16 protein-coding genes, 1 other RNA gene and 1 pseudogene are annotated in these 25,778 nt (G+C 46.2%); 14 read left to right on the top strand and 4 right to left on the bottom strand.

From position 1 onward, the window contains the following. Positions 1-443 precede the first annotated feature (443 nt). The 6 genes from DYH27_RS02350 to DYH27_RS02375 all read left to right on the top strand — a co-directional run bounded on the left by DYH27_RS02350 (position 444) and on the right by DYH27_RS02375 (position 5,528). The gene (locus DYH27_RS02350; protein ID WP_018910662.1) at positions 444-923 is read left to right on the top strand and encodes a hypothetical protein; all 480 of its coding nucleotides are present in this window, start codon (positions 444-446) and stop codon (positions 921-923) included. After that, positions 910-1,302, top strand: coding sequence for a hypothetical protein (locus DYH27_RS02355; protein WP_018910663.1), 393 nt, complete (start codon positions 910-912; stop codon positions 1,300-1,302). The genes DYH27_RS02350 and DYH27_RS02355 overlap by 14 nt, the downstream gene beginning before the upstream one ends. After that, positions 1,299-3,365: a bifunctional DNA primase/helicase gene (locus DYH27_RS02360; protein ID WP_029216626.1), complete on the top strand. Its 2,067-nt coding sequence runs from the start codon at positions 1,299-1,301 to the stop codon at positions 3,363-3,365. The genes DYH27_RS02355 and DYH27_RS02360 overlap by 4 nt, the downstream gene beginning before the upstream one ends. Next, complete coding sequence (locus DYH27_RS02365) at positions 3,353-3,661, top strand: helix-turn-helix domain-containing protein (protein WP_004360030.1); 309 nt, start codon at positions 3,353-3,355, stop codon at positions 3,659-3,661. Before DYH27_RS02360 ends, DYH27_RS02365 begins: the two co-directional genes overlap by 13 nt. Before the next feature lie 198 nt (positions 3,662-3,859). Next, entirely contained in the window at positions 3,860-4,624 is a 765-nt protein-coding gene (locus DYH27_RS02370) for a type IV toxin-antitoxin system AbiEi family antitoxin domain-containing protein (protein ID WP_004360031.1), read from the top strand. Continuing rightward, positions 4,617-5,528 (top strand): nucleotidyl transferase AbiEii/AbiGii toxin family protein, encoded by a 912-nt coding sequence (locus DYH27_RS02375; protein WP_004360032.1) that lies wholly within the window; start codon positions 4,617-4,619, stop codon positions 5,526-5,528. Before DYH27_RS02370 ends, DYH27_RS02375 begins: the two co-directional genes overlap by 8 nt. A gap of 221 nt (positions 5,529-5,749) precedes the next feature. Here DYH27_RS02375 and ssrA read toward each other — a convergent pair. From ssrA to DYH27_RS02395, 4 genes are all read right to left on the bottom strand, one after another. Next, positions 5,750-6,148: a transfer-messenger RNA gene (ssrA, locus tag DYH27_RS02380) on the bottom strand. Positions 6,149-6,233: 85 nt separating this feature from the next. Next, positions 6,234-12,425 (bottom strand): helicase-related protein, encoded by a 6,192-nt coding sequence (locus tag DYH27_RS02385; RefSeq protein WP_025068260.1) that lies wholly within the window; start codon positions 12,423-12,425, stop codon positions 6,234-6,236. A 106-nt stretch (positions 12,426-12,531) separates the two neighbouring features. Further along, entirely contained in the window at positions 12,532-14,616 is a 2,085-nt protein-coding gene (locus DYH27_RS02390) for a type IA DNA topoisomerase (protein ID WP_025068261.1), read from the bottom strand. 21 nt (positions 14,617-14,637) lie between these two features. Next, positions 14,638-16,038, bottom strand: coding sequence for a DUF4099 domain-containing protein (locus tag DYH27_RS02395; RefSeq protein WP_025068262.1), 1,401 nt, complete (start codon positions 16,036-16,038; stop codon positions 14,638-14,640). Positions 16,039-16,428: 390 nt separating this feature from the next. Between DYH27_RS02395 and DYH27_RS02400 the strand changes: the two genes are divergently transcribed. From DYH27_RS02400 to DYH27_RS02435, 8 genes and pseudogenes are all read left to right on the top strand, one after another. Continuing rightward, the gene (locus tag DYH27_RS02400; RefSeq protein WP_025065555.1) at positions 16,429-18,792 is read left to right on the top strand and encodes a TonB-dependent receptor; all 2,364 of its coding nucleotides are present in this window, start codon (positions 16,429-16,431) and stop codon (positions 18,790-18,792) included. Between the two features lie 21 nt (positions 18,793-18,813). Further along, a complete protein-coding gene (locus tag DYH27_RS02405; protein WP_051132058.1) occupies positions 18,814-20,052 on the top strand; it encodes a YncE family protein in 1,239 nt (412 codons plus the stop codon). A 257-nt stretch (positions 20,053-20,309) separates the two neighbouring features. Then, entirely contained in the window at positions 20,310-20,624 is a 315-nt protein-coding gene (locus DYH27_RS02410; RefSeq protein WP_070668413.1) for a hypothetical protein, read from the top strand. 228 nt (positions 20,625-20,852) lie between these two features. Continuing rightward, complete coding sequence (locus DYH27_RS02415) at positions 20,853-21,344, top strand: outer membrane beta-barrel protein (protein WP_025068263.1); 492 nt, start codon at positions 20,853-20,855, stop codon at positions 21,342-21,344. Positions 21,345-21,414: 70 nt separating this feature from the next. After that, positions 21,415-22,029, top strand: coding sequence for a TetR/AcrR family transcriptional regulator (locus tag DYH27_RS02420; protein WP_004362761.1), 615 nt, complete (start codon positions 21,415-21,417; stop codon positions 22,027-22,029). Between the two features lie 27 nt (positions 22,030-22,056). Further along, positions 22,057-23,811 carry an ABC transporter ATP-binding protein gene (locus DYH27_RS02425; protein WP_025065558.1) on the top strand — a complete coding sequence of 585 codons (1,755 nt, stop codon included), beginning with the start codon at positions 22,057-22,059 and terminating at the stop codon, positions 23,809-23,811. A gap of 21 nt (positions 23,812-23,832) precedes the next feature. Next, complete coding sequence (locus DYH27_RS02430) at positions 23,833-25,560, top strand: ABC transporter ATP-binding protein (RefSeq protein WP_025068264.1); 1,728 nt, start codon at positions 23,833-23,835, stop codon at positions 25,558-25,560. Between the two features lie 6 nt (positions 25,561-25,566). Continuing rightward, positions 25,567-25,764: pseudogene (locus tag DYH27_RS02435) on the top strand (hypothetical protein); the annotation flags it as partial. Positions 25,765-25,778 lie beyond the last annotated feature (14 nt).

Below are 25,778 nucleotides of genomic sequence, written 5' to 3' on the forward strand. Positions count from 1 at the left end.
TCCTCTTGTTCAGAGTAAGTTAAGGTGGACCTGGTGGTAAATGAACTTACCTATATCAGTCCTTGATATTCAGAAATTTAGCCGAACCTCAATTTTTACTGTAGCCAATCTGTAGCCATTTCAGATATTTTTGAGAGAACGCACAGAAGTTGCATAGACTTCTTGTTTTCGGGTTCAAAGTTACAAAAAGATGATACATCTTCCAAATATTTGACTAAAAATGTTTTAGAAAGCTTGTGGCTACAATTTTTCAGTGCACGGTGCAAGACCTATCTATATATAGGCTTGCACCGTGCACTGAAGAGCCTTGCCACTTGTGATATACTGCTGATAATCAATATATAAAATGGTATTATATTACCAGACAATGGTATTTTGATATTCCGTTAGAAGCTCATTTCATTAGGAACTTTGCAGCCATAATCATTATAGTCCAATGTATTATGGCAAACAAAAACAGCAACTCAGAACAAAAGGGACACCTGTACATCGGTTGTCCTACGCTTGAAACTTTAGCTCTTTCATGCGTCAATGCAAAAGATGCTGCTCATACAAGTAGCATCGAGTATTCAAATTTCCTAAAGGCTTGCAAAATGGAAAAGGACATCAGAATCAGCACATATCGGAAATGTGCAGCAGGTTTAGGAAAAGAAGTTCTAATCATACATCTGCCTTTGGGAACCATAGAGTCGATGACCAAACCCAAAGCCCATGTGAAGAATCTTTATGAAACAATTGAACTGGATGAACTGATCAAGGTTTTAATGAAGGTTATGCCAAGTGATGGAATGAAGATAGTGAACTTCATGGAAGAGTTCAAAGGGCATCTAACAAGACACGACAAGGAGAACCTGATGAAACCCTTTCTGTCAGCTATTGTAGAACTTTGCCAAAACTTACTTAATGATGATGGAAAACCATGAAACACGCTCCCTAATGAATGAGCTTCAAACTCTTCGCGAAGAGTTCAGGCAGATAGCCTGCTTTATCAGAGAGCTAAAGCGTGACTACTCTGTATTAGAAGAGAAAATAGAGTTAAGTACGGCAGATGTCTTGCATCTGCTTGGTATATCTAAGGCATCCCTTGCCAGATGGCGGGAAGCGAACTCTATTCCTTACCGCTATGTATCAAGTAATCATGTGGTCTATCCATTCAAAGGACTCTACCTTTCTGTAAAGACAGGTAGGGCTACATTCAAGGGCTTTCGCCGCTTGGAGGCTTTGCAGCGTCTGAACGCCTACAAGGATGGTGTCCTTAAAGGCTACATGGGGGATTCTCAAACCTTATTTGAAGAACTATGAACATCAAAGAAGAAATACTAAGCCGGACGAACAAAGGACTGGAGGTGTTCTGCTTCTACATGCCCATCAACTTTGTACCCAAGCGCAACTTCCGTAATCCATTGTATGACGATAGGCGTGCATCATGCAATATCTACCTCGATAATAAGTCTGGCTGCTACCGCATGAAGGACTTTGGCAATGACGCCTACTCAGGTGATTGTTTCTGGTTTGCTGCAACTATGCTCGGTTTGGACGTGAGAAAAGATTTTATGAATGTTCTTGAAACAATCATCAGAGATTTACAACTCAATATTCGTCTTGAAGAAAGAAAAGAATACGGTAATAAGCGACCTGTCTTAATAAAACCTTCAAAGCAGCCTATATTACCTCCACCCGACCTTAATACTTCCATGACAAGCGAGAAGTGGTTTACATATATCGAACAGCCCTTTGGAGAAGAGGAACGAAATTATTGGCGACGATACGGCATTGATACCAGGACTTTGCTACGCTTCCATGTTAAATCATTAGCACGCTATGAATCCGTTTCAAGTCAGGGCAAGCCATTCTCACTTGTTTCTACGCGAGAAGAGCCTATGTTTGCTTATTGCCTTGGCAGGTTTGTGAAAGTTTATCGTCCCAATAGTAAATTGCGCTTCCTCTATGGAGGCAAGGAGGTGGATGACTATGTGTTTGGTTTTGAGCAGTTGCCCTGCAAAAGCGATATGATATTCATTACGGGGGGAGAGAAGGATGTGCTTTCACTCTCGGCTCATGGATTCAATGCCATCTGTTTCAACAGCGAGACAGCACAGATACCAGAGAATATCATTGAGGGACTATTGCTCCGTTTTCGACATCTAATCATATTGTATGATACGGATGAAACAGGACTAAGAGAAACTAAACGACAAGTCGAAGCTCTATCCAAGTTTAAGGTGCTTCACTTAACATTGCCCTTACAAGGCACAAAAACAGAAAAGGATATTTCCGATTACTTTGCCTTAGGCAATGGTTCGGAAGGTTTAAAGGCACTGCTTTCTGATATGTTTACCCAAATGTATGCACAGACGATGATGATATTGCAATCTTGTGAAATAGACTATGACAATCCTCCCGATGCCTCGAAGTCGGTGGTAGCAGTAAACGGCGTACCCCTCGGTACACAGGATAATCTGTTCTGCATCACTGGCGGAGAAGGAACAGGCAAAAGCAACTACATTGCTGCCATTCTTGCCGGTACTCTTGGTGCAGAACGCTTACAACCAGAACAAACTTTGGGATTGGAGGTAACCGCCAACCCCAAAAGATTAGCTGTACTCCATTACGATACAGAGCAATCAGAAGCACAGTTGCATAAGAATTTGGGGAAGACACTTCGTCGGGCAGGAGTCACGTCTGTACCAGAGTTCTACCATTCTCTTTATTTGGCTTCACTTTCTCGTAAAGATAGATTGAAAATTATTCGTGAGAGTATGGACTTGTTTCACCATAAGCACGGAGGAATACATCTTGTGGTAATTGACGGCATTGCAGACTTGATACGATCTGCCAATGACGAAACGGAGAGTATAGCCATTGTGGATGAACTCTATCGTTTGGCAGGAATCTATAATACTTGCATCATCTGTGTGCTCCATTTTGTCCCTAACGGTATTAAGTTGCGTGGACATATTGGTTCCGAATTACAGCGCAAGGCGGCAGGTATTCTCTCCATAGAGAAAGACGATAACCCTGAATATTCGGTTGTAAAAGCTCTGAAGGTGCGTGACGGCAGTCCACTCGATGTGCCGATGATGCTTTTCGGCTGGGACAAAGATGCGGATATGCACGTCTATCGTGGAGAGAAGTCGAAAGAGGATAAAGAAAAGCGTAAGACGGATGAACTTTTGGCTGTTGTAAAATCAGCTTTCCATACCAAGCTAAGACTCTCATATCAAGAACTATGTGACGTATTGATGCGTGAAATGGAAATCAAAGACCGAACGGCAAAGAAGTACATTGCCTATATGAAAGAGCAGTGTATATTGTCGCAGGACGCAAGTGGTAACTATCAAAAGGGTGAGCTATGCCATACTTAGAACAGACAACAGAGAACGATTGGTGCAAGCGATTGTTTGACAGCTTGAGAACTATCGAGAGCAAACTCGACCAACTGCTTGTGATGAAAGAGCAATCTGTTGACACAACTATTCATCCGCCTCTTAAACCAGAGTATCTTGACATAATCGACGTGTCGAAGATTCTCAAAGTAGAGCAGAAAACCATTTACAATTGGGTATGGGCAGGAAAGATCCCATATCTCAAAGCGAATGGTAGACTGCTGTTTCTTCGTGACGAGATAGACGATATGCTTCATAAACGAGAATGTTGGTGATCAACAAGCAATTTGTTTATTGCCGAATTCTAACTTATGGCACATCTTAAAATAGACATGAATATGAAGAAGATAGTTAAATTTTAGGACAGTAAATCAACTATTAGTTTATTTGTGGGAATTATTTTCAACCAATAAGCTATTATTTGAAATGATTTGCTTATCTTTGCGGTTGAAATAAATACAAGCAAGTAAACTATGAGTGTATCTACAGGTAACAAAATCAACCAAATGCTCCAATTAGGACAAAAAAACGGATTGTTGTTTGCTCAATGGCTAACAGGACGAGGATATTCCAGTCAGCTATTAAAAAGATACCGCATATCGGGATGGTTAACACCTCTATGTAGAGGTGTAATGTACCGTACTGGGGATAACCTATCTGCCTATGGTGCATTGCAGTCGTTTAATGAACAGTTAGGAAAGAAGTTCCGTATAGCTGCTCATTCTGCATTAGAGTTATGGGGCTTCAATCATTATGTGCCAATGGGTAAGCCATTGCTAGTGATAACTGCTACCAATGAGAGAATGCCTCAATGGATGAAGCTTAACGTATTCGACCGTGATTTTCATTTTTTCAAAACAGACGCATTTATGCAAGCACAAATAACGACTTTGTCTTATTTAGATTGGAATTTACTCGCGTCTACTCCAGAACAGGCTTTTATGGAATGCTTGTTACTATCGCCGCGGCAATACAACTACATGGACTTGTACTATATAATGGAACAGCTAACAACATTGCGTTCAGAGGTTGTCCAATCGTTATTGGAAACAACCAAGAACTATAAGATGAAGCGCCTATTCTTATATATGGCAGAAAAAGCAAACCATTATTGGTTTGAAGAATTAGACTTATCTAGGATAGATTTGGGAACTACAAAATTGCAGTTGGTAAAGTCGGGGGTATATCTCAGTAAGTATAAAATGACAATCCCCAAAGAATTGAACGACTATGAATAATCATCAGTATAAAAGTCAAGTGGCACTATTGGTACGCATCATGCCCTTGGTTTATAGAATCAAAGATTTTGCCGTACATGGTGGTACGGCTATCAACTTGTTTCATCAGAACATGCCACGGTATTCTGTGGATATAGATCTTACCTATATTCCCTTGGAGGCACGTTCAACGAGCTTGGAACATATCAATCTGAATCTTCAAGACTTGAAAACGAGCATCGAACGAGCCGTACCGGGAATACATGTGGTACATAAAACTGATGTATGGAAACTGCAATGCACATACAATGGCACTACGGTGAAAATCGAAGTGAATGGCACCAAACGTGGCATACTTGGAGAAGCGGAAGTAATGAACCTCTGCCCAAAGGCGAAAGATGAGTTTCAAGCTAACTGTAAGGCACGCATCGTACCTTATCCACAACTATATGGAGGTAAGATAGCGGCTGCTCTCAGTCGCCAACACCCACGTGATTTGTTTGATTGCAAGTACATGAAAGACGAAACATTGGATGAAGTAAAAGACGGTTTGTTTCTGTGCTTACTGGGAAGCGACAAACCCATCATAGAATCACTTTGTCCTAATGACATTAATCAGGAGGAGGCTCTTGAACATCAGTTCAAAGGAATGACCGATATTCCTTTCACTTACAAGGATTATGAGTCCTCGCGTAACGACATTATCAGAAAGGTAAATGCCTGCCTTACCGATGAGGACAAAGACTTCATCATTTCTTTTGAAGAAGGCTCCCCGCAATGGGAACTATGTTGTGCTGGTGATTTGAGCAAATACCCATCCGTACAGTGGAAACTGCTCAATATCGAGAAACTAAAAAAGCAAAATCAAAAGAAGTTTCAAGAAGGAATTGATAAACTCAAAACTTTTTTTGAAAAAATGATGTAGGTATAATCCGAATATAAACACTACCTTTGCAACGTAAATAGTGCCGATAAGGACTTTTGTCGCTTTATTAGCACTCTAAAAAGGGGAAATGGGGCTGTGTACTTTGTCGATACAGTCCCTTTTCGGTGTATTAAAACTTCAAAATCTTATGGATCTCTGAATAGAGCATAATAAGAAAGAAGACTATCAGCTGCTTAAAAACAATTAATAGTCCTCTCTTTTAGTGGACTTGCGGAGAGTCGAACTCCGGTCCGCACAAGGAAACCATATGCTTTCTACATGCTTATTTCAGCCTTCTGTTTTCGAGTGTTGGCAAGACCTGAACCACCAACCAACACCTTATCCTCTAAATTTCATCTATGCATCGAGGCATACACAAACTATTTCCGATTTACCTGCACCGCTTGACCCTTAGATTCGGAACAACATCCTTGGAGCAGTGTCTCGTCGCATCACCTGGTGACGCAATAAAGCCAGTAATCTACTATGCTTCGATTAGGCAGCGAGAGCGTAATTGTTTTCGCCAATTAATTTTTTGACCACTCAGATTTAGGAGGTAGCCGTCGAGCCTCCGCATGCTTACATACCATCTCATCTTGCCGTCAAATCCATACAAGCCCTCGGTATGTTCTGCAAAGTTACATATTATTTCTGAATTTGCTGAATGAGATTCGATAATTTTGTTGCAAATTTATTCTTTTAGATTCAAAATCTTACTTTATGACGTACTATTGTCTCTTTTGCACTGTGTTCTGAAACTGTATCAGGAGGATTTTGCAAGTCTGATTTTGGGGAGAGTTCTTCATCTCCTTCTTTGTCCGCAGTAATCGTCAAAGTGATTTTTCTGTCCAGCTCTGCCGACTGCCCTTTGAGCGAGCGAAGTTCGTCCTCTTTCTTCCACGTCCCATTAGCAATAGCAGTGTAGATTTCCTTATTGGCAGCAACCTTCTCTTTCTCCTTTTCATGCGATTCTATCACCTTGGGGATTCGCCCCAGCGCACCCAAGAAGTTCTCACACGCAAGTTTCGGATCCGTAGCCAACTTACCATTATTATAGGTATAATAGATACTCTCCTGCCCCTTGACAAAGAAACGATTCACGGAGCAGTCAAACAGATCTTTTGAGGTACTCTCTGTCTTCACCATGATGAAAAAGCCATAAATCTCTCCGATTTTGTTGTACTCGCCTTTGGTGCGTGCCTTGTCGTTAATCTCCTGCAGGCGTGCAGCAATGACTTTGAGGTCCGTACTGTCCTCCACGCCTTTGATGGTGAGTTTATTGATTGGATTGCCGTCCTTATCACGCTCCACACGCTTCTCAAAGCATGCCAAGTCCGCCTTGGCTTCCTTAATCTTGTCCGAATGGAAAGACACGGAGCTGTCAATCTCCGCCAACTTTCCTGTTGCGGCATCACGCTCACGGAGAAAGTTCTTACGCTCGGATTCCAGCGTGGCAATCTTCTTGTCGAGTTTGGCTTTCTCTAACAAGTCTGTATTACCGGATAGCACGGCAACATACTCTGAAAAGTTCATACCGCTATCCTCGTCCATTGAGCCTTCATCAATGGTACGACTACCGAGCGTATTGGTCTTCAGCTGATTGATAAACAATTGCTTGTTATGTAGTAGGTTGAACTTATAACTGTCCAACGACCGCTCCACGGCATAGATAATCACATCGACCTTATTGTCCGCAAATTCTTTGGCAACCATATTGCCTTTACGGATTGCCCGACCATTGCGCTGCTCCAAATCTGATGGTCGCCAGGGCGTGTCAAGTTGATGCACCGCCACCGCACGCTGCTGGGCGTTGACACCCGTTCCAAGCATAGAAGTAGAACCGAAGATAATACGGATGTCGCCCCGATTCATGGCATCCACCATTGCTTTCTTTGCCTTCTCATTCTTGCATTCCTGAATGAAGCGTATCTCGTATGCTGGGATATGGTAGTCTTCCACCAACTTTCTTTTGATTTCCGAATAGATGTTGAAGTCTCCACCAGGCTTGTAAGTCCCCAAATCAGAGAAAACAAACTGCGTTCCTTTCTGTGCATCGTACTTCTGATAATAGTCATTCAAGAGTTTCGCACAATGACTTGCCTTGTTGTCAATATGATCTGAGTACGCATTTTCATCAATCATGCGTAAATCAAGGCTCATCTTGCGGGCGTAATCAGTTGCAATCAGCATCTTTGCCTTTTCCTCCTTTTCGGTTAATGGCGCACGCCCTAAAAGGGTGGCATTGCCAGTTTTGGCAAACTCCATCAGTTTTCCAATAAACTCCTCCTGTTCGGGAGTTGGCGGTATGTTATGCAGTATCTCGTTCTTCTCAGGGCGGTCGATACCGATGTCCTTTGCTGTACGGAAGTCGCAAATCTCCGCATAGAACGAGGCAACTTCCGGCACTTTGATGAATGTTCTGAAGCGTTCCTTCTGAATAATCTCATTCGTGATGGAAAACTCATAGTCGGTTGATTTCTTGGCAAAGACCGCCGCCCACGCGTCAAAGCTGTTGATACCCTGCCTTTCCAATGCCTGTGGGCGCAGGTACTTAAACAGAAGGTACAATTCTGTCAGTGAGTTGCTGATGGTCGTTCCCGAAAGGAAGGTTGCCCCCAGATCCTTGCCCGACCGCTCCTGTATAGTGCGAATGGCAAAGAGCATATTGAGCGCACGCTGTGAGCCGTCAGGATTGCCCAATCCCGACACTCTATCGTGGCGGGTGTTGAACATCAAGTTCTTGAATTGATGGCTCTCATCTACAAAGAGATGGTCAATGCCCATCATCTTAAAGTCCACAGCATCGTCCTTGCGCTCGGCTATGCTGTCTTGAATACCCTGTAACTTCGCCTCCAAGGTCTGCTTGCGTTTCTCCAATCCTTTGAGCATGGCACGGGAAATGTCTGCTCCTTGTTGGCGCAATACTTCAAGGTTTTCTTCTACAGAGTCTTTCTCCTTTTGTAAGATAGCCTCTTGTATTTCTAAGGCTTGGGGTATCATACCGAACTGCTCATGCGTTAAGATAATACAATCCCAATCGTTGTTCTTGATGTCGTTGAATATACGCTGGCGGTTCTGCTTGTTAAAATCGTTCTTGCCCGGATAGAGAACCTTGGCATTGGGGTAAGCCTTGCGGAAGGTGTCTGCAATGTCGAAAACATTCGCCTTCAGTCCGATAATCATCGGCTTGTTCGCCAATCCCAAGCGTTTCATCTCGTATGCTGCCGTACACATGATAAGCGTCTTGCCCGCTCCCACCTCGTGGTCGCAGATACCACCGCCGTTGGTCTTGAGCATCCATACGGCATTCTTCTGGCTTTTATATAGGTCGGTTATGCCCAACCGTTTCAAGTCAAGGTCGGGAAAAGTCTGATGCGTGCCGTCAAAGTTTGGTCGCACAAAGCAATTGAAAAGGCGGTTGTAACGGTCGGATAACTGCTCCTTGAACGTGTCGGGCGTACGTCCGAGCCAATCTACAAAGCCCTGTCTGATTTCCTCAATCTTGGCATTCGCCATCTGGATGGCATGTCCGTCCCTTACTTTAATGGTCTTCCTCTCTCCCGTAACCTTGTCCGTCACTTCCTTACTCTTGTTGATGTCGGGAATGGTATTGTGCAGGGCGTGCTTGAGGAGATTGATGCCATCATAACGGCGGAACTCCCCCTGTACGGCATACTTGTGCCAGATATTGGCATTCTTTCGGTCGCAGACAATGCTGTACTCGTCCATGTTGGAATGGTAGGATACGCTAATATCCGTCCCGAAAAACTCCGAGGCAAACCTACCATAGACTTTAGCAGGTATCCAGCGTTCACCGAGATTGAAGTCCAAATCAGCAAAGGGAATGGGCGTTGGCGTGGCGGCACGCAGGGCAGTCAGACTCTGTTTCGCTTCCTCATGCTCTGGATGCTCCAAGAGCCACGACTCGATACGCTCCGCCTTTTCAATCACATTGCCTGAAATGAACTTGTCGGCTACCTCATAGCCGTCCTCTTCGGGATTAAAGAAGATGCGTCCTTCCAAGGCGGAAAGCATATCACTCTCTTCCATATCGGGAAGCAGGGAGCTCATATAATCAAGTTCCACCGTACCGTACTTGTTGAGTGATGCGCCCAATGCCTCCATCGGGTCTGCGGCAATGGAAAGCTCGGAGGTGGAGAAAGCCGTCGGATGGTCGAAGATGTCCGCCTTGATGTATTTGCCGTTCTCGGAGCGTTCCAAAAACAGCATTTCCACTCCGGTGGCATCCATCTTGATGATATCGGTGTTTCCCTTCTGGTTAAAGTACCCCCAACGACCTACATAGCCGTCATAAAGCCGGTTGAGTTTCTCACGCTCTTCCTTGTCCTCCGCTTGGTTGTTCGCCTCATAATCATAGAGTCGGTGATAACTTTCTCTAATCTCAATGTATGCTTTCAGCCGTGAGAGCTGGGCAAAGGGCAGGTCCATCGGATTGAAGGTAGGATGCCGTTTCAAGTCAGAGAGAAAACCGACCTGTCCTTTCTGCACGACAATAGAGCCGTCCCTCAGATGAGAGTCGGGCGATGAGAGAAAGGGACGCGGTGAAGCGTCAAACTCTTTCTTGACTTCTGCTATGGGCTGTGGCTTACGAGGCTCGGCTTCCTCCATAAAGTCAAAGAGCGAGGGCTCTCTGACGGGAGTCGATGCAGTTTTCTTGTTTCTGCGGGGACTGGTGGGTGTACTTCTTGTCGGTTTAGGTTGCCTGCTCGCAGAAAGCGGTTGGTTATCGCTGACCTTCTTTTGTTGAGCAGCCTCTTTGATTTCATTATTTACACGGGTTACATCTTGTGTCCAAAGACTATACTCTTCCGGGGCAAACAAGAGCTGCTCCGTTGCTTCGGTCTCTATGGTGCTATCCATAATCGGATGATGGTCTTCATCAAAGAATACCGTCTGTCCGTTCATTTCACGTGGGGCTTCCACGTCCGTGCGAATTTCATGACTTGCCTGCTCATATTGTCTTTGAAGGGTGATTACGGGGACACCTTCGGGAGCAGGTTCATTTTCAGGCTCTATTGTTGGAAGTACCTGTGCAGCTTGTGCTTCTTTTTTTGTCTCTGCTTCGTCTTTTGCTTCATCTCCCACTATCTTATTACCTTCTTCGATATTCTCTTGGGGTTGAGTGTCTTCCTGCACGGGTCTCAGAACTTCCTGACGGCTTTCATCCTTGACTTCCTCAATGATGGGTTCTTTGGTGTATTGTCCTCTGACAATCTCTTCCAGCTCCGCAATCTCGTGCAATTTTGTGGGTTTGAAGTATAAGTCCCGCTCAATACCCAAGCCTTTGACCTTTACTTCCTCCATTTCTTTAAGGGACATATACCCAAGTTCCCAGCCATAGCCCATCGTTACGGCACCAAAACCGATGCGTTCTTTGGGGTCGTATTCCAACATATATGCGGTATAGGCTCCCATAGGAAAGAAATAGCGAGCGTATGCCGTGCGGTCGCCAATGAGCCGTTTTTCCGTTGCATAGAGCTTGGGAAGTTGCTTCTTGGTGCTGTCGGGCATCAAATTGTAGGCATTTTCTTCTTCTTTTTCATCTTCCTTGTCCTCTTTCTTTTCCTCCTTATCCTTGATTTCCTGTTCTTGAGGTATTCCTTCCGTTTTTATGTTTTCTTGCACTTTCTGCACCATTTTGTCCACGTGTACCTGCCATTCCTCCCCGTTCATGGGTATGCCAGTTTCATAGAGTTTACGATCGAAACGCTGCTCCACTTCCAAAGAGAGTTGTGTACGCAGGCTGTCAGTCATATCCTCGATACTGCCGTCAAACGTATATTCCCAAGCGGGCTTGCCGTAAGGGTCTGTACCCATCGTGCGCTCTGTGGCAATCGTGCGGTGGGAAATATCCTTCCATTCGCCCTCGAAGAGGGAGTTATGGTTGAACGCAATAGAAAAGCCATCGCCTTTGGGAACAGAGGCAGTTTGTACAAACTGCTGCTCAATGCCCTCACCAATTTCTTTGCCCGACTGCTTTTGCAGGACAATGAGGTCGCTGCCCACATCCGTACCCGCATTCTCGGAGAACATACCCGAAGGCAAACGGATAGCGGAGATAAGTCGGCTGTTCTGCATGAGGTAACGGCGGATGGCTTCATTCTTGGGGCTGTCCAATACGCCCTGCGAGGTAATAAATGCAAGAAGTCCGCCCTCTTTGATAGTGTCCAGCCCTTTCACAAAGAAATAATTGTGAATGGTTCTGGTGGATTCCCGTTTAAGGATATTCTCTCCCTTGCTATAATCACGGTCATAAACCATAAAGTCGCCAAATGGGATGTTGCTGGTGATAAGGTCGTACTTGTCCTTGTCTTCCAATTCACCGATAGCTTCAAAGGGTTCTTGCCGAACAAAGATATTATCCTTACCATAAGGATGGAGGGCTTGTGTGATGCGTGCCGTCAGCAGGTCTTTTTCAATAGCATCGACCATACCGGCACTTTTGGCAAAGGTTTCGGTAAAGGCTCCCATACCTGCGGAAGGGTCCAGGCATCGTCTTACTTGCACATCGGTGGAACTTAGGGCATCGGCAATGGCGGAGACGATACGGGTGTCGGTATAGAAAGAGGTCAGTACGCTTGCCTTGATGCTCTCCCAATAGCGTTTAGCGGTATTGGCATCGACGGCATCACGGTAAATCATCTGTTTGAGTCTTTGGGTAGGCTTGAACAGGTTTTGCTCCGATGCACTCCAATAACGAAGGTCATCGGGATTATCACAACGGTTTAAGACGCATTTCAGACCACCGAAACCTTGATAACCTCTAAGCAAGACTTTTTCGGCATCGGTGGCTTCACGACGTTCTTTTTCTAATCGAAGGACCACACGGATGGCTTCCGTGTTGCCCTCCAAGACTGCTTTCTTATTGTATGCCATAGTTGTTCTTTTTTATGGAGCGGAAAAATAGTCGGGAGATAATTTCAGTCATATAGAAATTTTCCTATCTTCCGACTAATTTATTTTAGCTCCGAGTCTGTAATAACTATCTCCCTCGTGCTTTTCCTTTCTTTCCTTCAAACTCAAAGGCGGTGGCGTGGTCTTCGCCCAGAACAAGACGTGCGTTGAACTTTTTGCCAGCCTTACTCGTCAATCCTTTGAGAATGGGCGTTCGCCCGGTGATTATCAAATCACGGATATTGTCTTCGGAAAGGAACGTGCCGCAGATTTCACGGAAGATGTGGAAGTCGCAGCCTTCGTGCCTGCATTTGGCAATCTTGGCATAGATGCCCACACTTTCGTTGCCACATTTGGGGCAGCGGTAAGTAGGATATGATTTCTGCATCGGTGGAGCAAGGGCGAGGAGTTCCTCGCAAATAGTCTCCACGTAGGAGTTGATTCCTTGCGCGAATTTCTCGGGCGGCATCTGTCCTGCTTCGATGGCGGCAAGGGTCAGTTCCCAACTTCCTGTCATCTCCGCATTGGCAATTCGTTTGTCTTTGACAATCTCATAGACTGCCAAGCCTTTTTCAGTAGGGACAATCGCTTTCTTTTCTCTACGGATATATTCACGCAAGATGAGTGTTTCGATGATATTGGCACGAGTGGCTGGTGTACCGATGCCGCACTCTGCCATTGCTCTTTTACTTTCTGCATCTGATACCTCTTTCCCTGCGTTTTCCATAGCAGAAAGCAAAGTCGCTTCTGTATAGAGCGGTTTGGGCTTGGTCTTGTGCACAGTAATTTCTGAAGAAAGCAGTGGTAACACCTCGTTTTCTATTAGATTGGGCAATACGGATAAAGTCTGTTCTTCGTCCTCCTTGCCTTTTTCATCGTTCGTGCCAGTACTATGCTGTACGGCTTTCCAGCCCAAAGAAATATTTCGGCACGCCTTCCAAATGAAGGTGTTTGTACCATCCGTAAGTTCCACCTGCATCCGCTCTTCCTCTGAGTCGGGAGAGAAGGTTTCGATGAAACGATGGACTACCATTTGGTAGATAGTTGTTTCATCTGCCGATAGTCCCGATGGAGTTTCACCTGTAGGGATGATAGCATGGTGGTCGGTTACCTTGTCGTTGTCCACAGAGTGGCGGTTAAGTGAGAAAGATAATCCTTGTCCTATCTTGCCAAGCAAGACGGGTACTTCCTCGAAAACGTCTTCGCTAATGTATCGGCTACCGGTGCGGGGATAGGTCGTGATTTTCTTCTCATAGAGGCTTTGTGCTATTGAGAGGGTCTTGTCTGCTGAAAAGCCGTACTTTCTATTGGCTTCCTTTTGTAAAGAAGTAAGGTCGAACAAGAGGGGTGGCGACGTATGTCCTACCTTTCTTGCGACCGAAGTCACGGTAAGCTGGCTCTGTTCGCGAAGCATGGCGAGAGCGGACTGTGCATCGGCTTCATTCTCGAAAGCACTGCTGCTCACGGCTTTCAGCGATATGCCCTCTTTCTCTGCTGCGATGGAGAGTTTCCAATAAGGAACGGAAGAAAAATCACGATTCTCTATGTACCGACGGCAGACCATAGCGAGTGTCGGGGTCTGTACCCGCCCCAAAGAGTAACCGCCTTTGCGAGCGATGGACAGGGCACGGCTGGCATTGATGCCCACAAGCCAGTCGGCTTCGCTTCTTGCCTTGGCGGAGTGATAGAGATTGTCATACGCGCCTCCTGCCTTGAGATGGGCAAGTCCCTCACGAATGGCTTTGTCTGTAAGCGAGGAAATCCAAAGTCTTTCAAAAGGCTTATGGCAGTTCAAATGGTGATAGATATAGCGGAAGATGAGTTCACCTTCTCGCCCTGCATCGGTGGCTACGATGATGCGGTCGGCTCTGTCGAAACAACCTCGAATAGCTTTGAGCTGTTTGAGTGCTGCGGGGTCTGACGTGTACTCCTTATCCTTGCGCACTTGTCGCACGATAAGCTGGAAAGGATTGGGACGAATGGGCAGGTCTTCGGCTTTATAGGCAGCAAAACCGTAGGCTTCGGGCATGGCAAGGGTGATGAGATGTCCCATCGCCCATGTTACCACATAACCGCTACCTTCTAAAAATCCGTCTTGCCTATTGTTTGCTCCTACAATACGGGCTATATCTCTGGCGACCGAGGGCTTCTCGGCAATAATACAAGTAATCATATTCGGGTATTATTTTAAGGGTTACATCTTACGTCCACGGCGCTGTTGTTTCTTCTCGTCCTGCTTCTGCTTTTGGGCAGCAGTGGGCTGTGTCTGCCCGGACTTTAACGGCTCGTTCACGTTCTTGGTGGCTTCGTTGGTCTTACCTTGGTTGTTTACGGCAATCTGTGTTTTGTGTTCTTCGGCTACGGCTACCACCTTTTCCTTGCCGGTCTCCTGCTTCTTGTCAGGATTCCACTTGTAAAAGCGGGGGCGGTTCTGTTCCTTGTCCATCTTGACGTAGGCATTAAAAGGTTGCCCTTCCTTGTCCACCATATTTTTCAGATAAAGCGTGCGACCGCTATCCAATGCCTCACGCTGCTTGTCGGAGAGTTCCAAACCGCAGAGCTTATGTGGTGCGCCTTGTTGCTGAGAGTGCTGCTGTCGCTCCTTCAAGCCTTGCTTGTTCTCGAAGATAAACTCGATGCCTTTCTTCTCGGCATTGACTTGCAGAGTGGCATTGAAGGACTTACCACTCTTGGCGGTCATTCCTTCCACTTTCACGGCTTTGCCCTCAACAAGGTCTTTATACTGTGCATCAGAAAGTGTAACGCCCTTGATTTCCTTAGGGATGTTCACACGGTCAGCACGCAAGGCAATGAGTTCATTGGTCTGCGGGTCAATGGAAATGTAGGCGGCAAATGGCTCACCATTCTTGGGTGTAATTTCGATGGTCTTGCCAAGATTGCCCGTTGCAAGGAGTTGCTCTTTCTCTTCGGGAGAGAACTTGTGTCCCATATAGGGGAAGTCGAGCTGTGGCTCTTTGCGAAGAGGGTGAACTGCCAAGCCGATGTTGCCCTCGCCATCGGTACGGAATGCCAAACGGGCATCGGTATAGATGGTCGTATCGCCCATAGGGATAGCGATGGTAACGAGGTCGCTCTTCTGCCAGTTCAGCATCTTGTCTAACTCTCCGCTCTGCTCCAATCGCTCACGGGTAAGTCCGAGGTTGTCGAGCTGCTTCCAATCAATCTTCGACTCGTCGATGGCGGTGGCGTTCTTCTGCTTGGGCAGGAAATCATCAAAACGCACCTGACTGTCTGCCAACTGCTGCTTATTCTCCGGCTTCTCACGGTTCTGCAGCATGGTGTGGAGCGATGCCACACCTTGCTCCACGTTGTTTGCCACTACCTTGTAAAGTCCAAAGCGTGACGGCTCGTTGAACTGTTTGAGGAAATTGGTCATGAAGTTCTTCAACAAGCCGTCCTTGTTATTGAACTTGAAAAAGGCTGCCTGATGCACGTTTTTGGCTTCCGTTGTTTGGAGCTTGCCTTTGTCGTCAATCCCAGAGACCACTGAGAGTTTTCCTGCTTCTTTCTCGTTCTTCACTTCCGTGCGGTCTTCCAATACCAGCACATAATTGTCATTGTTGTTCGATTCCATAAATCATTGTTTTTAAGATGAATAAATCATTGTCGAATAGCAAAATTAAAGCAATAATATTATAGATTTTGAATTAAAGAAAAGGCGGGAACTCGTGAGAAAAGCAAGGAAATCTCCCATTATTGAATAATGCGTTTTATAAGAAATCACTATTTTTGGGTATTGTGGAGAAATGTCATTATTTCTAACTTTGCAGCATCTAAAAAAAGTTTATGACAAAGGATAAATATCATATACAAAGAGTTTCTGTATTGAAACAGCATAGAAGCGCATCATTCATCATAGAATGGTGCGCTTTTTTTTGTGAACAAAACTAACTATTGTTCATTTTTGAGAAAAAGAATAGAACAAGTACTTTTTGCAAAAGAATAATGGAGTTTAATAGTAATCATGAGTAATAAAAATATTTTTCACAACTTCCTATTGGTGCTAATTTTCTCATTCACATGGCAGAATATGTTAGCTCAAAAAATCGTTTATGGGCAAATTACGGATGAGCAAACTCACCTGCCGTTAGATGGAGCTTCTATTATTTTAGAAAATACTAATATCGGAACAATTTCGAATCATGCAGGCGTGTTTAGAATGGAACTTCCTCCAAAAAGCAGTAAAAAGATTATTGTTCAATATGTAGGATATAATAGTCGTAACATAATACTCAATAAAAAATCATATGTCAAGGACAGCATTTGCTGTAATGTGGAATTACAGCCATTAAACAACATCTTATCTGATGTACTGGTGTTTGGAAAGAGTAAGGCTCAAAAGCACCGTGAAGTCCCGTCCGCAGTTACCATTATAGATGGTCAATCTCTTAAATACAAGACTGCGACATTAAACGAGATTCTTGACAATGCCGCAGGTATCAAAGTAGCTCAACAAGGCGGACTGGGCAATGCTTCACGTATTATCGTACAAGGGATGGACGGTAAGCGCGTCGGTATTTTTGTCAATGGTATGCCTATGGGAAATTCCGATGAATTTCAACTCAGCAGCATTCCTCTTGATATGGTAGATGAAGTGGAGATATACAAAGGCATCATCCCTGCATGGCTGGGAGGTGACGGATTAGGCGGTGCCGTGAACATCCGGCTGAAAGACTTCAACAAAAATCATTTGGAAATGGCATTTGAGGTAGCATCATACAATACCTATATCGGCAGTCTGCAACTGAAGCAATATATTGGCAAGACCTCAACGGCTTTCCACGCCGGTGCCACGATGAACTATGCTAAAAACAATTATAGTTTTTCTTCTCCTTTTGAATTGGGGCGCATTATCCATCGCGACCACGATGCGTACACGCATGGAGGTTTTAACGTGGGTGTGAGCAGCCAACAATTATGGTTCGACCGATTTGACATCACATTGAGTGCCGACTACTATCGCAAAGAGATACAAGGAGGATTGATGAACGTGCAAAATAATATTCAGCATGCCTTTACGCGGACACGTTCTGCCAATGCGGCACTGAGTCTTGAGAAAAGTTTCTTAAACGGTAAACTCACCGCACAACTACATTCCATTGTTGGTCTTAGTCTCGTCAATCAAGTAGATACTTCACATTATTGTTACGATTTCATAGGTAACAGATTCCCAAGCGGTTCAGGACGCGGAGAGATTGGCTCTGTTCCAAACGATTCACATGACAGGCATACTACCATTCGTGAATTACTCAACCTGACTTATAAGATTGGTGGCAATCAACTTATCACATGGAACACCAATTACCGATATGGTCGGAAGATGCCAAAAGACGAACTTGCCGACCAATACTCGCGTCTGCCTACAAGCGGATACCCAAGTACGGTACACGCCATAGTATCCGGATTGTCTCATAAATTGAATCTAAACAGTGGTAAATTTACCAACGAAATAGGAGTAAAACTTTTTAGTCACCACTCGGAAGTCCTTCCGTTTGCCGAAGCAATCATGTTGCAAGACAAGCTTAAAACATCGACCAACCACAGCACAATGATTGGCTGGAGCGAGGCAATGGCATTTCATCTTCTCCCCAATAATGCACTGACACTGAAAGCCTCAGTGCAATCAACCGTGAGAATGCCCATAGCCGATGAGCTGTTTGGTGACGGAGTATTGCTCCTCCCTTCAGAGAAACTTCGTCCGGAGCGTAGTTTTAACGTCAATGCAGGTGCAATATGGCTTAGTGATGCCAACTCTTATCCGCAGGTGCGAATCGGGGTGAATGCATTCTACATGAGTGCAAAAGACATGATTAAACTGATGTATAGCTCCATGAACATGGCTTATGACAATATCGGCAAGGTTCGGGTGATGGGGCTGGATATGGAAATCGACAGCAAGCTGAACCGCTGGCTGGACATACAGGGAAATATCACATGGCAAGATGCCCGCGACATGAGAAAGGATGCCGTAGGCGGCGGAGAAAATTTTCACTACCGCTACCGAATCCCCAATATGCCTTATCTGTTTGGCAACGTCGGATTACGCCTGCACAAAGATGGTTTGCTGGGCAAGACTTCTTCTTCAGCCTTTTCCTCTACGTTCGGATTTACCAAAGAATTCAGCTACAACTGGGAAGCAAGCAATAACAATACAATGCTTATACCGGCAAGATACAGTTGGGACGTTGCCGTTCACCATTCTTTCAACAAACATTGCCAGCTTAGCTTTGAGATACGGAACCTACTCAACCGTGAAAACTGGGCAGAATTTCGCTATCCGATGGAAAGGCGCACATTTCACTTGAAGATAAAATATATTATTAACTAAATATAAACATAAGTAAAAAGCATGAAAGCAAAAAAAATCTTTTGGGTACTGCCTTGTCTTACCCTGCTGTTTGCAACAACAGTGTCATCTTGTTCAGAAAACAATGACGACCATCCACAGTCTGAAAAGAAGCATCATTTCCTAATGTCTGCACAATCAGACAACAGCTTCTTCATCACCAGCTTCGAGAATTTCAACGAGGGTACGTCCGTGTCTTACGACAAGGCCATAACGCTTCCCACAGGACACCTCTTCATGGAGAAACTTGGAAAGTATGTTTATCTTCAATCCGGCTCGATGTATGGTTATGGTGGCGAGCAAACTCTCCACAAATACGAAGTAAACGCAAATGGACAACTGTCTTCTCATCCTGTGGGTTCACTTTCCTTCCCGGGTTCACCCAATGTGGTTGAAATCATATTTGCGAATGATACCAAAGCTTATGCAGTCACATGTGCAAGCCGCGGACAACTTATCGTGTTCAATCCGAGCACAATGAGCGTAACGAAGGAAATAGACCTGTCTCCCTATGCAGAGGGTGATAAAGATCCGGACGGAGGCAATGGCATTGTGCGTGACGGCAAGCTGTTCCTCCCTCTCAACCAAGCAAAGTCTATGAAGGAAATTCTTGCGACGCCTGCTCAAGTAGCTGTCATTGACGTAGCTACCGATAAGGTAGAAAAGGTTATAAAGGATGACCGTGCAACGAGCCTCGGTATGGTCGGACATACATCGCCTGTTATGGATGAAGCCGGTAACATCTATTTCAACACGGGACCTCGTGCGGCAATGATGTGTCAGTTTATGCCCGGCAAGGGGTACAAAGACGGACTGCTGCGCATCAAGAAGGGAGAAACGGATTTTGACAAGGACTTCTATATGAGCCTGCAAACAACCGAAGGCGCGGAAGTTGGCTCCTACGGTATGTACATGACCTATGGCGGCAATGGAAAAATCTACACGTTCCTCTATAAACCTTCACTCGTAAAGGATCCCAACGATCAGACTTATATCGTCAACAAATGTTATGTCCCTTACGAGATTGACGTAAACAAGAAAACAGGTCGTATACTTCCTCTTCCAGCGTCATGCGGCTGGGCTGCCAATGCCATCATCAAGGTGGAAAGCTCCATTTATTTCGGTGAACATACCGACAACGGCATAGGATTCTATCGTTACGATATGGCAACAGGGAAGGGTTCCACGCAACCAAGCGTGAAGACGCCAAGTGGTGCCTATAAAGTGATTTCACTCGACTAAACGAGTTGAGGGTGTATCAAAAAAGTTGGCACATTCTCTTAAATGAAAGAATAAGCGCTGTCCCACACCGGGACAATGCTTCTCGAAAAGAAAAAGCGCTGTCCCGCTTTGAACAGCACTTCATTAGGAAACCTGCCGGATTCGTCCGGTAATTAAACATTCAAAATTAAAAACATATAAGGATGAAAAAGAATCTTAAAATTTCAATTCTATGGGTTGCCATAGTCGCAGGCATGTCCGCGCATTCTCTGACTGACATGATACCTCTTTTCTGGAATGCCAACATTGCCGTTTATAACGATGGTGTAGCACCGATGTCAATGCTCGTATTGATGGCCGTTGTTTCACTCACGATACCAATGACAGGATTGCTCCTTTCGCTCTATGCCCGCAAGCGCTGGCATAAGACGGTACATCTCTGTCTCGCCGCCTTCACAGCCCTGTTCTGTACGGTACATAGCACGGAACTGATATTCAGCTTTGAGCTTCCGCAGCTCTTTATCCATCCTATGCTGGTCATAGTGAGCATTGCGCTCGCTTATGAAGCGTGGAAATGGAATAATAAAGAATAAATCATTCCGAACGTTCATTCTACAAATAAAAAACGCATTATATCAAAATGATAAGTGCGTTTTTTAACCTGTCAGATTGAACGGCGTTCACTTTTCTTATAGCTATCAATAAACTTTTTGATAATGAAAAAACAGCTATTTATATTTATCCTATCACTCGTTCCACTCATCGGCCGGACGCAAGAGCAACACACTTCGGCTTTTCAAGAAGACGATCATGAAGAGGGATTGTTCATAGGCGGTGCCGTTACTTATTGGAACAACACGAAAACCAAAGCCACCACTTTGCAGTTCTGCCCCGAGATAGGCTGGCACTTCAATGAAACGTGGGCCGCGGGCATCATGTTGGGTTATGCCTTCAACTCCGAGCGTGGCGATAATGAGCGCGAAAAGACACACACCCTTAAAATTTCGCCTTTCGCGCGCTACTATTATCTTCACAAAGGCCCGTTCAACCTCTACTTAGACGGTGGCATCGGCTACAACTACATCTCTCCAACCGATCCGAACAAAACAGATAAGCACCACGGCTTCGAGATAGGACTGCGTCCGGGCGCATGCGTGGACCTGACAAAAGGACTGTGCCTCTGTATGCGCATGGGGTTTGCGGGCTATCGGAAAAACTATTTCACAGGTGAGGAGCGGGAAATCGGCAATGACGGCTTTGGGATCCACTTTGCTCCGGAGGAAGTGATGATCGGTCTGGAACTGGAGTTCTGAAGATACCGTATTCTCACCGATTACCCATGCGATATGAATGAATTATATTCCCTTTCCTTAAAATTTGACTATGCAGACATTGAAGACAGACATAAAGCAACGCATATTGCAAGTTGCCCATAGAGAGTTTATCAAAAATGGTGTGCAGCGTACGTGCATTAGAAACGTGGCGCGTAAGGCTGGCGTGACTGTGGGAAACCTGTATCATTATTTTGACAGTAAGGATACACTGTTTTGTGCGGTATTGCAACCATTGCTGACCGCGCTTGACCGCTATATCCTCTCGCATAATGATGAGGAATTTCTCTCGCTCGACGTGTTCGATTTGCGGCAACAGCAAATCAATCACATCATGGCGATGCTCACTCTTGTCAAGCAGTTCCGCCCCGAACTGCGCCTGTTGCTGTTCAATGCCGAGGGAACTTCGTTGGAGGGGTATAAAAACAAAATCATTGATCACCAAATGAAGGTCGGCATGGAATACCTCCGACTGATGAAAGAACGATACCCACACATCAACACCAACATCTCTCCATTTCTGATTCATCTCACCAGTTCGGCTTGGACGACTCTCTTCTGCGAATTGGTGGAACACGAGGAATATAGTGAGGAGGAAGTCAAACAAGCACTCATGCAGTACATCACCTTTGGAACGGCAGGTTGGAAAGAGCTGATGAAACCATAGGATAACATTCAAAAAAACAATCATGATATGTTCAAAACACTCAAACGATTAGGAGCTTACATGGGAGGGCGCAAGTGGTTGCTGCCCTGCTCCGTCGGGCTGTCGGCAGTCAACGGACTGCTCTCGCTCGTCCCGTTCGTTCTTTTGTGGCTTGTGGTGCGCACGCTGCTCACCGCGGAGGGCAGTCTCGCCGATGCACCCGTATGGGACTATGCCCTTGCCGCCTTCATCGTGTCGGTGGCAAACGTGCTGCTCTACTTTGCTGCACTCATGTTCTCGCATCTTGCTGCGTTCCGCATCGAAACCAACATGCGTCGCAAGGCAATGCAGCGACTCATGCGCGTGCCACTTGGATTCTTCGACACGCAGAACACGGGACGTATGCGCAAAATCATTGACGAGGACTCAGCGCAGACCCACACCTTCGTGGCGCACATCCTGCCCGATGTGGCGGGGAGCATCGTTGCCCCCGTTGGCGTCATGGTGCTACTGCTGACGGTCGATTGGCAATTGGGCTTGGCAGCCATGCTGCCAATCATCTGTGCCTTCGGCATCATGGGCTATATGATGAATCCCAAGAACAACGATTTCCAGCGGATGTATCTCGATGCACAGGAGAAGATGAGCGGCGAGGCGGTGGAGTATGTCCGTGGCATTCCGGTAGTAAAGGTTTTCCAGCAGACGGTCTTCTCGTTCAAGCGGTTCCACGACAGCATCATCCGCTATCGCGACCTTGTCATCCAGTACACGCTGATGTGGCGGTCGCCTATGTCGGCCTATACCGTTGCCATCAACGCCTTTGCCTTCGTCCTCGTACCGGTAGGTATCATCCTGATTGGGCATGGGGGAAGCGTGGCGATCATCGTGGCCGACCTCATTCTCTTTATCGTCATCACACCGGTCATCGCAACCAATGTGATGAAGATGATGTATCTCAGTCAGAATCTATTCCTTGCCAATGAGGCGGTGGACAGATTGGAGAAACTCACCGATACTGCTCCGCTGCCCGAGAGCGGCACGCCCCGGATGCCACAAGCCTGCGACATTTGTTTTGAGGAAGTCTCGTTCAGATACGACGGCGCGGAAAAGGATGCCGTCAGCCACCTCAGCCTCACCATTCCCGAGGGGCAGACGGTGGCACTCGTTGGGTCTTCGGGCAGCGGAAAGACAACCATAGCACGGCTCATTCCCCGCTTTTGGGATGTGTGTGAGGGAAGTGTGAGCATCGGCGGAGTGGATGTCCGGCAGATGGATAAGTCGCAACTGATGCGCAGCGTGTCGTTTGTATTCCAAAATACCCGCCTGTTCAAGACCTCGCTCTTGGAGAACCTACGCTATGGTAATCCCGAAGCAACGGCAGAACAGATAGACCGGGCGATAGACCTCTCGCAAAGCCGTGAAATCATCGACCGACTGCCCCAAGGTTTGGATACGGTCATTGGAGCGGAGGGCACTTACCTCTCCGGTGGTGAACAGCAACGCATCGTCCTTGCGCGTGCCATTCTGAAAGATGCACCCATCGTGGTGCTTGATGAGGCTACCGCCTTTGCCGACCCTGAGAACGAGCATCTTATCCGAAAGGCTCTGGCACACCTCACTCACAGCAAGACCGTCCTCATGATAGCTCACCGACTGACCACCGTGCAGAATGCCGACAGCATCGTGGTGGTGGACAATGGGCAGATAGCCGAACAAGGAACGCACGAGGAACTGATGACCCTGCAGGGACGCTATCACACGATGTGGAACGAATATCAGAAAGCAGTGGCATGGAAACTATAACCAATCAAAGGAGACACCAAGATGATTAGATATTTTCAAAACCGTTTCACCCTTTCGGACAAAGGGGCAAAGGACTTGCGCAGAGGTATCGTCTTCTCAACGCTACTCAACCTTGCGCTGATGTTGCCACCCACTTACCTCTTCCTCTTCCTCATGGAATACTTGGAAGTTGGCACCGACCAACACACATTGTGGTTTTATATATTGTTGGCAGTGGTGTTGATGGGCATGATGTTCTTCATCGCCCGGTGGCAGTATGACAGCACCTATACCACCATCTATAACGAGAGTGCGCAACGCCGCATCAGTTTGGCAGAGAAACTGCGCCGTCTGCCGTTAGCATTCTTCGGCGAGCGTAACCTTTCCGACCTGACTTCTACCATTATGGAAGACTGCACCTCATTGGAGCAAATATTTTCTCATGCAGTACCCCAATTGTTCGCATCGGTGCTGAGCATGTTCATCATAGCCGTAAGCCTGTTCTTCTACGACTGGCGACTGGCTGTCGCCCTCTTTTGGGTGGTGCCGATGGCTCTGGCAACTTTGCTCTTGGCAAGACATCTGCTGGACAAAGCATTTGTACACCTATATCATGTGAAACGTGGGGTTACCGAGCAAGTACAGGAAGGATTGGAATGTGTACAGGAAATCAAATCGTATTGCGGAGAAAAGGCTTATAACCAAAGTTTTGATAAGAGGTTGAAAGATTATGAAAAAGAATTGGTCAACCATGAACTTGTAGCAGGTGTTTTTGTTAATCTTTCTGCTATGATATTAAAATTGGGTATGCCTACTGTCATTATCACTGGCGCATGGTTGTTGCAAAGAGGCGAGGTGTCAATCTTTATTTATCTGGCATTTCTCCTTGTTTCGGCAATGGTCTATAATCCTATTCAGGACGTGTGCAACAACCTCGCCATCCTTGCTTTCCTCGATGTGCGCATCAATCGCATGAAGGAAATGGAGGCGATGCCGGAGCAGGAGGGAAGCAAGGAGGTAAAAATGGATAATTACGACATCGAGTTCCGCAACGTGAGCTTTGCCTACGAAACCGAAAAGCAAGTATTGCACAATGTTTCCTTTACAGCAAAGCAGGGAGAAGTAACGGCACTTGTCGGTCCGTCGGGAGGAGGAAAGAGCACTACTGCCAAACTTGCCGCACGCTTCTGGGACATTGACGGTGGAAAGATTCTATTAGGCGGAAACGACATCGCTCACATCGACCCCGAGACGCTGCTTCGCAACTATGCCGTGGTGTTTCAGGACGTGTTGCTTTTCAATGCTTCCGTTTCCGACAATATTCGCATCGGTAAGCGTGATGCCACCGACGAGGAAGTGCGGCGTGTGGCACAACTGGCACAGTGCGACGACTTCATCAGCCGTATGCCGCAGGGATACGACACCGTTATCGGCGAGAACGGCGAAACCCTTTCAGGTGGCGAGCGACAGCGTATCTCCATTGCCCGTGCGCTTCTGAAAGACGCTCCCGTCATTCTCTTGGACGAAGCCACCGCCAGCCTTGATGCCGAGAACGAGACAAAGATTCAGGCGGGCATCTCCGAACTGGTGCAGGGTAAGACCGTCATCATTATCGCTCACCGCATGCGCACCGTCCGCAATGCCAACCACATCGTGGTGCTCGGTGGCGGAACGGTTATCGAGCAGGGCACGCCCGAAGACCTCATGGCTAAAGGTGGAGAATTTGCACGGATGGTAAAACTGCAACAGGAAAACAATAATGAAAAATAAATAGCAATGAAAATCGAAAACATCAACAGAAAATTCAGGCAGTTGGCGGTGTGGATATTACGCCACCGACTGTTGGTAATGGGGCTGTTTGCCCTGCTTATCGCTTTCTCGTTCGTGGGTACAAAGCGCATCGTCATGAAAACATCGTTCGACGACTATTTCGTGAGCGATGACCCGATGTTGCTCAAGACAAACGAGTTCAAGTGGGTCAGTCCTAA

This window comes from Prevotella denticola, from assembly GCF_900454835.1.
Classification (GTDB): domain Bacteria; phylum Bacteroidota; class Bacteroidia; order Bacteroidales; family Bacteroidaceae; genus Prevotella; species Prevotella denticola.

Bases quoted from the DNA above. Each gene is read 5' to 3' on its own strand.
- DYH27_RS02375 (WP_004360032.1), top strand. From the start codon at position 4,617: ATGAATAATCATCAGTATAAAAGTCAAGTGGCACTATTGGTACGCATC.
- DYH27_RS02355 (WP_018910663.1), top strand. From the start codon at position 910: ATGGAAAACCATGAAACACGCTCCCTAATGAATGAGCTTCAAACTCTT.
- DYH27_RS02410 (WP_070668413.1), top strand. From the start codon at position 20,310: ATGATACCTCTTTTCTGGAATGCCAACATTGCCGTTTATAACGATGGT.
- DYH27_RS02395 (WP_025068262.1), bottom strand. From the start codon at position 16,038: ATGGAATCGAACAACAATGACAATTATGTGCTGGTATTGGAAGACCGC.
- DYH27_RS02420 (WP_004362761.1), top strand. From the start codon at position 21,415: ATGCAGACATTGAAGACAGACATAAAGCAACGCATATTGCAAGTTGCC.
- DYH27_RS02430 (WP_025068264.1), top strand. From the start codon at position 23,833: ATGATTAGATATTTTCAAAACCGTTTCACCCTTTCGGACAAAGGGGCA.
- DYH27_RS02365 (WP_004360030.1), top strand. From the start codon at position 3,353: ATGCCATACTTAGAACAGACAACAGAGAACGATTGGTGCAAGCGATTG.
- DYH27_RS02360 (WP_029216626.1), top strand. From the start codon at position 1,299: ATGAACATCAAAGAAGAAATACTAAGCCGGACGAACAAAGGACTGGAG.
- DYH27_RS02385 (WP_025068260.1), bottom strand. From the start codon at position 12,425: ATGGCATACAATAAGAAAGCAGTCTTGGAGGGCAACACGGAAGCCATC.
- DYH27_RS02370 (WP_004360031.1), top strand. From the start codon at position 3,860: ATGAGTGTATCTACAGGTAACAAAATCAACCAAATGCTCCAATTAGGA.
- DYH27_RS02350 (WP_018910662.1), top strand. From the start codon at position 444: ATGGCAAACAAAAACAGCAACTCAGAACAAAAGGGACACCTGTACATC.
- DYH27_RS02390 (WP_025068261.1), bottom strand. From the start codon at position 14,616: ATGATTACTTGTATTATTGCCGAGAAGCCCTCGGTCGCCAGAGATATA.
- DYH27_RS02400 (WP_025065555.1), top strand. From the start codon at position 16,429: ATGAGTAATAAAAATATTTTTCACAACTTCCTATTGGTGCTAATTTTC.
- DYH27_RS02425 (WP_025065558.1), top strand. From the start codon at position 22,057: ATGTTCAAAACACTCAAACGATTAGGAGCTTACATGGGAGGGCGCAAG.
- DYH27_RS02405 (WP_051132058.1), top strand. From the start codon at position 18,814: ATGAAAGCAAAAAAAATCTTTTGGGTACTGCCTTGTCTTACCCTGCTG.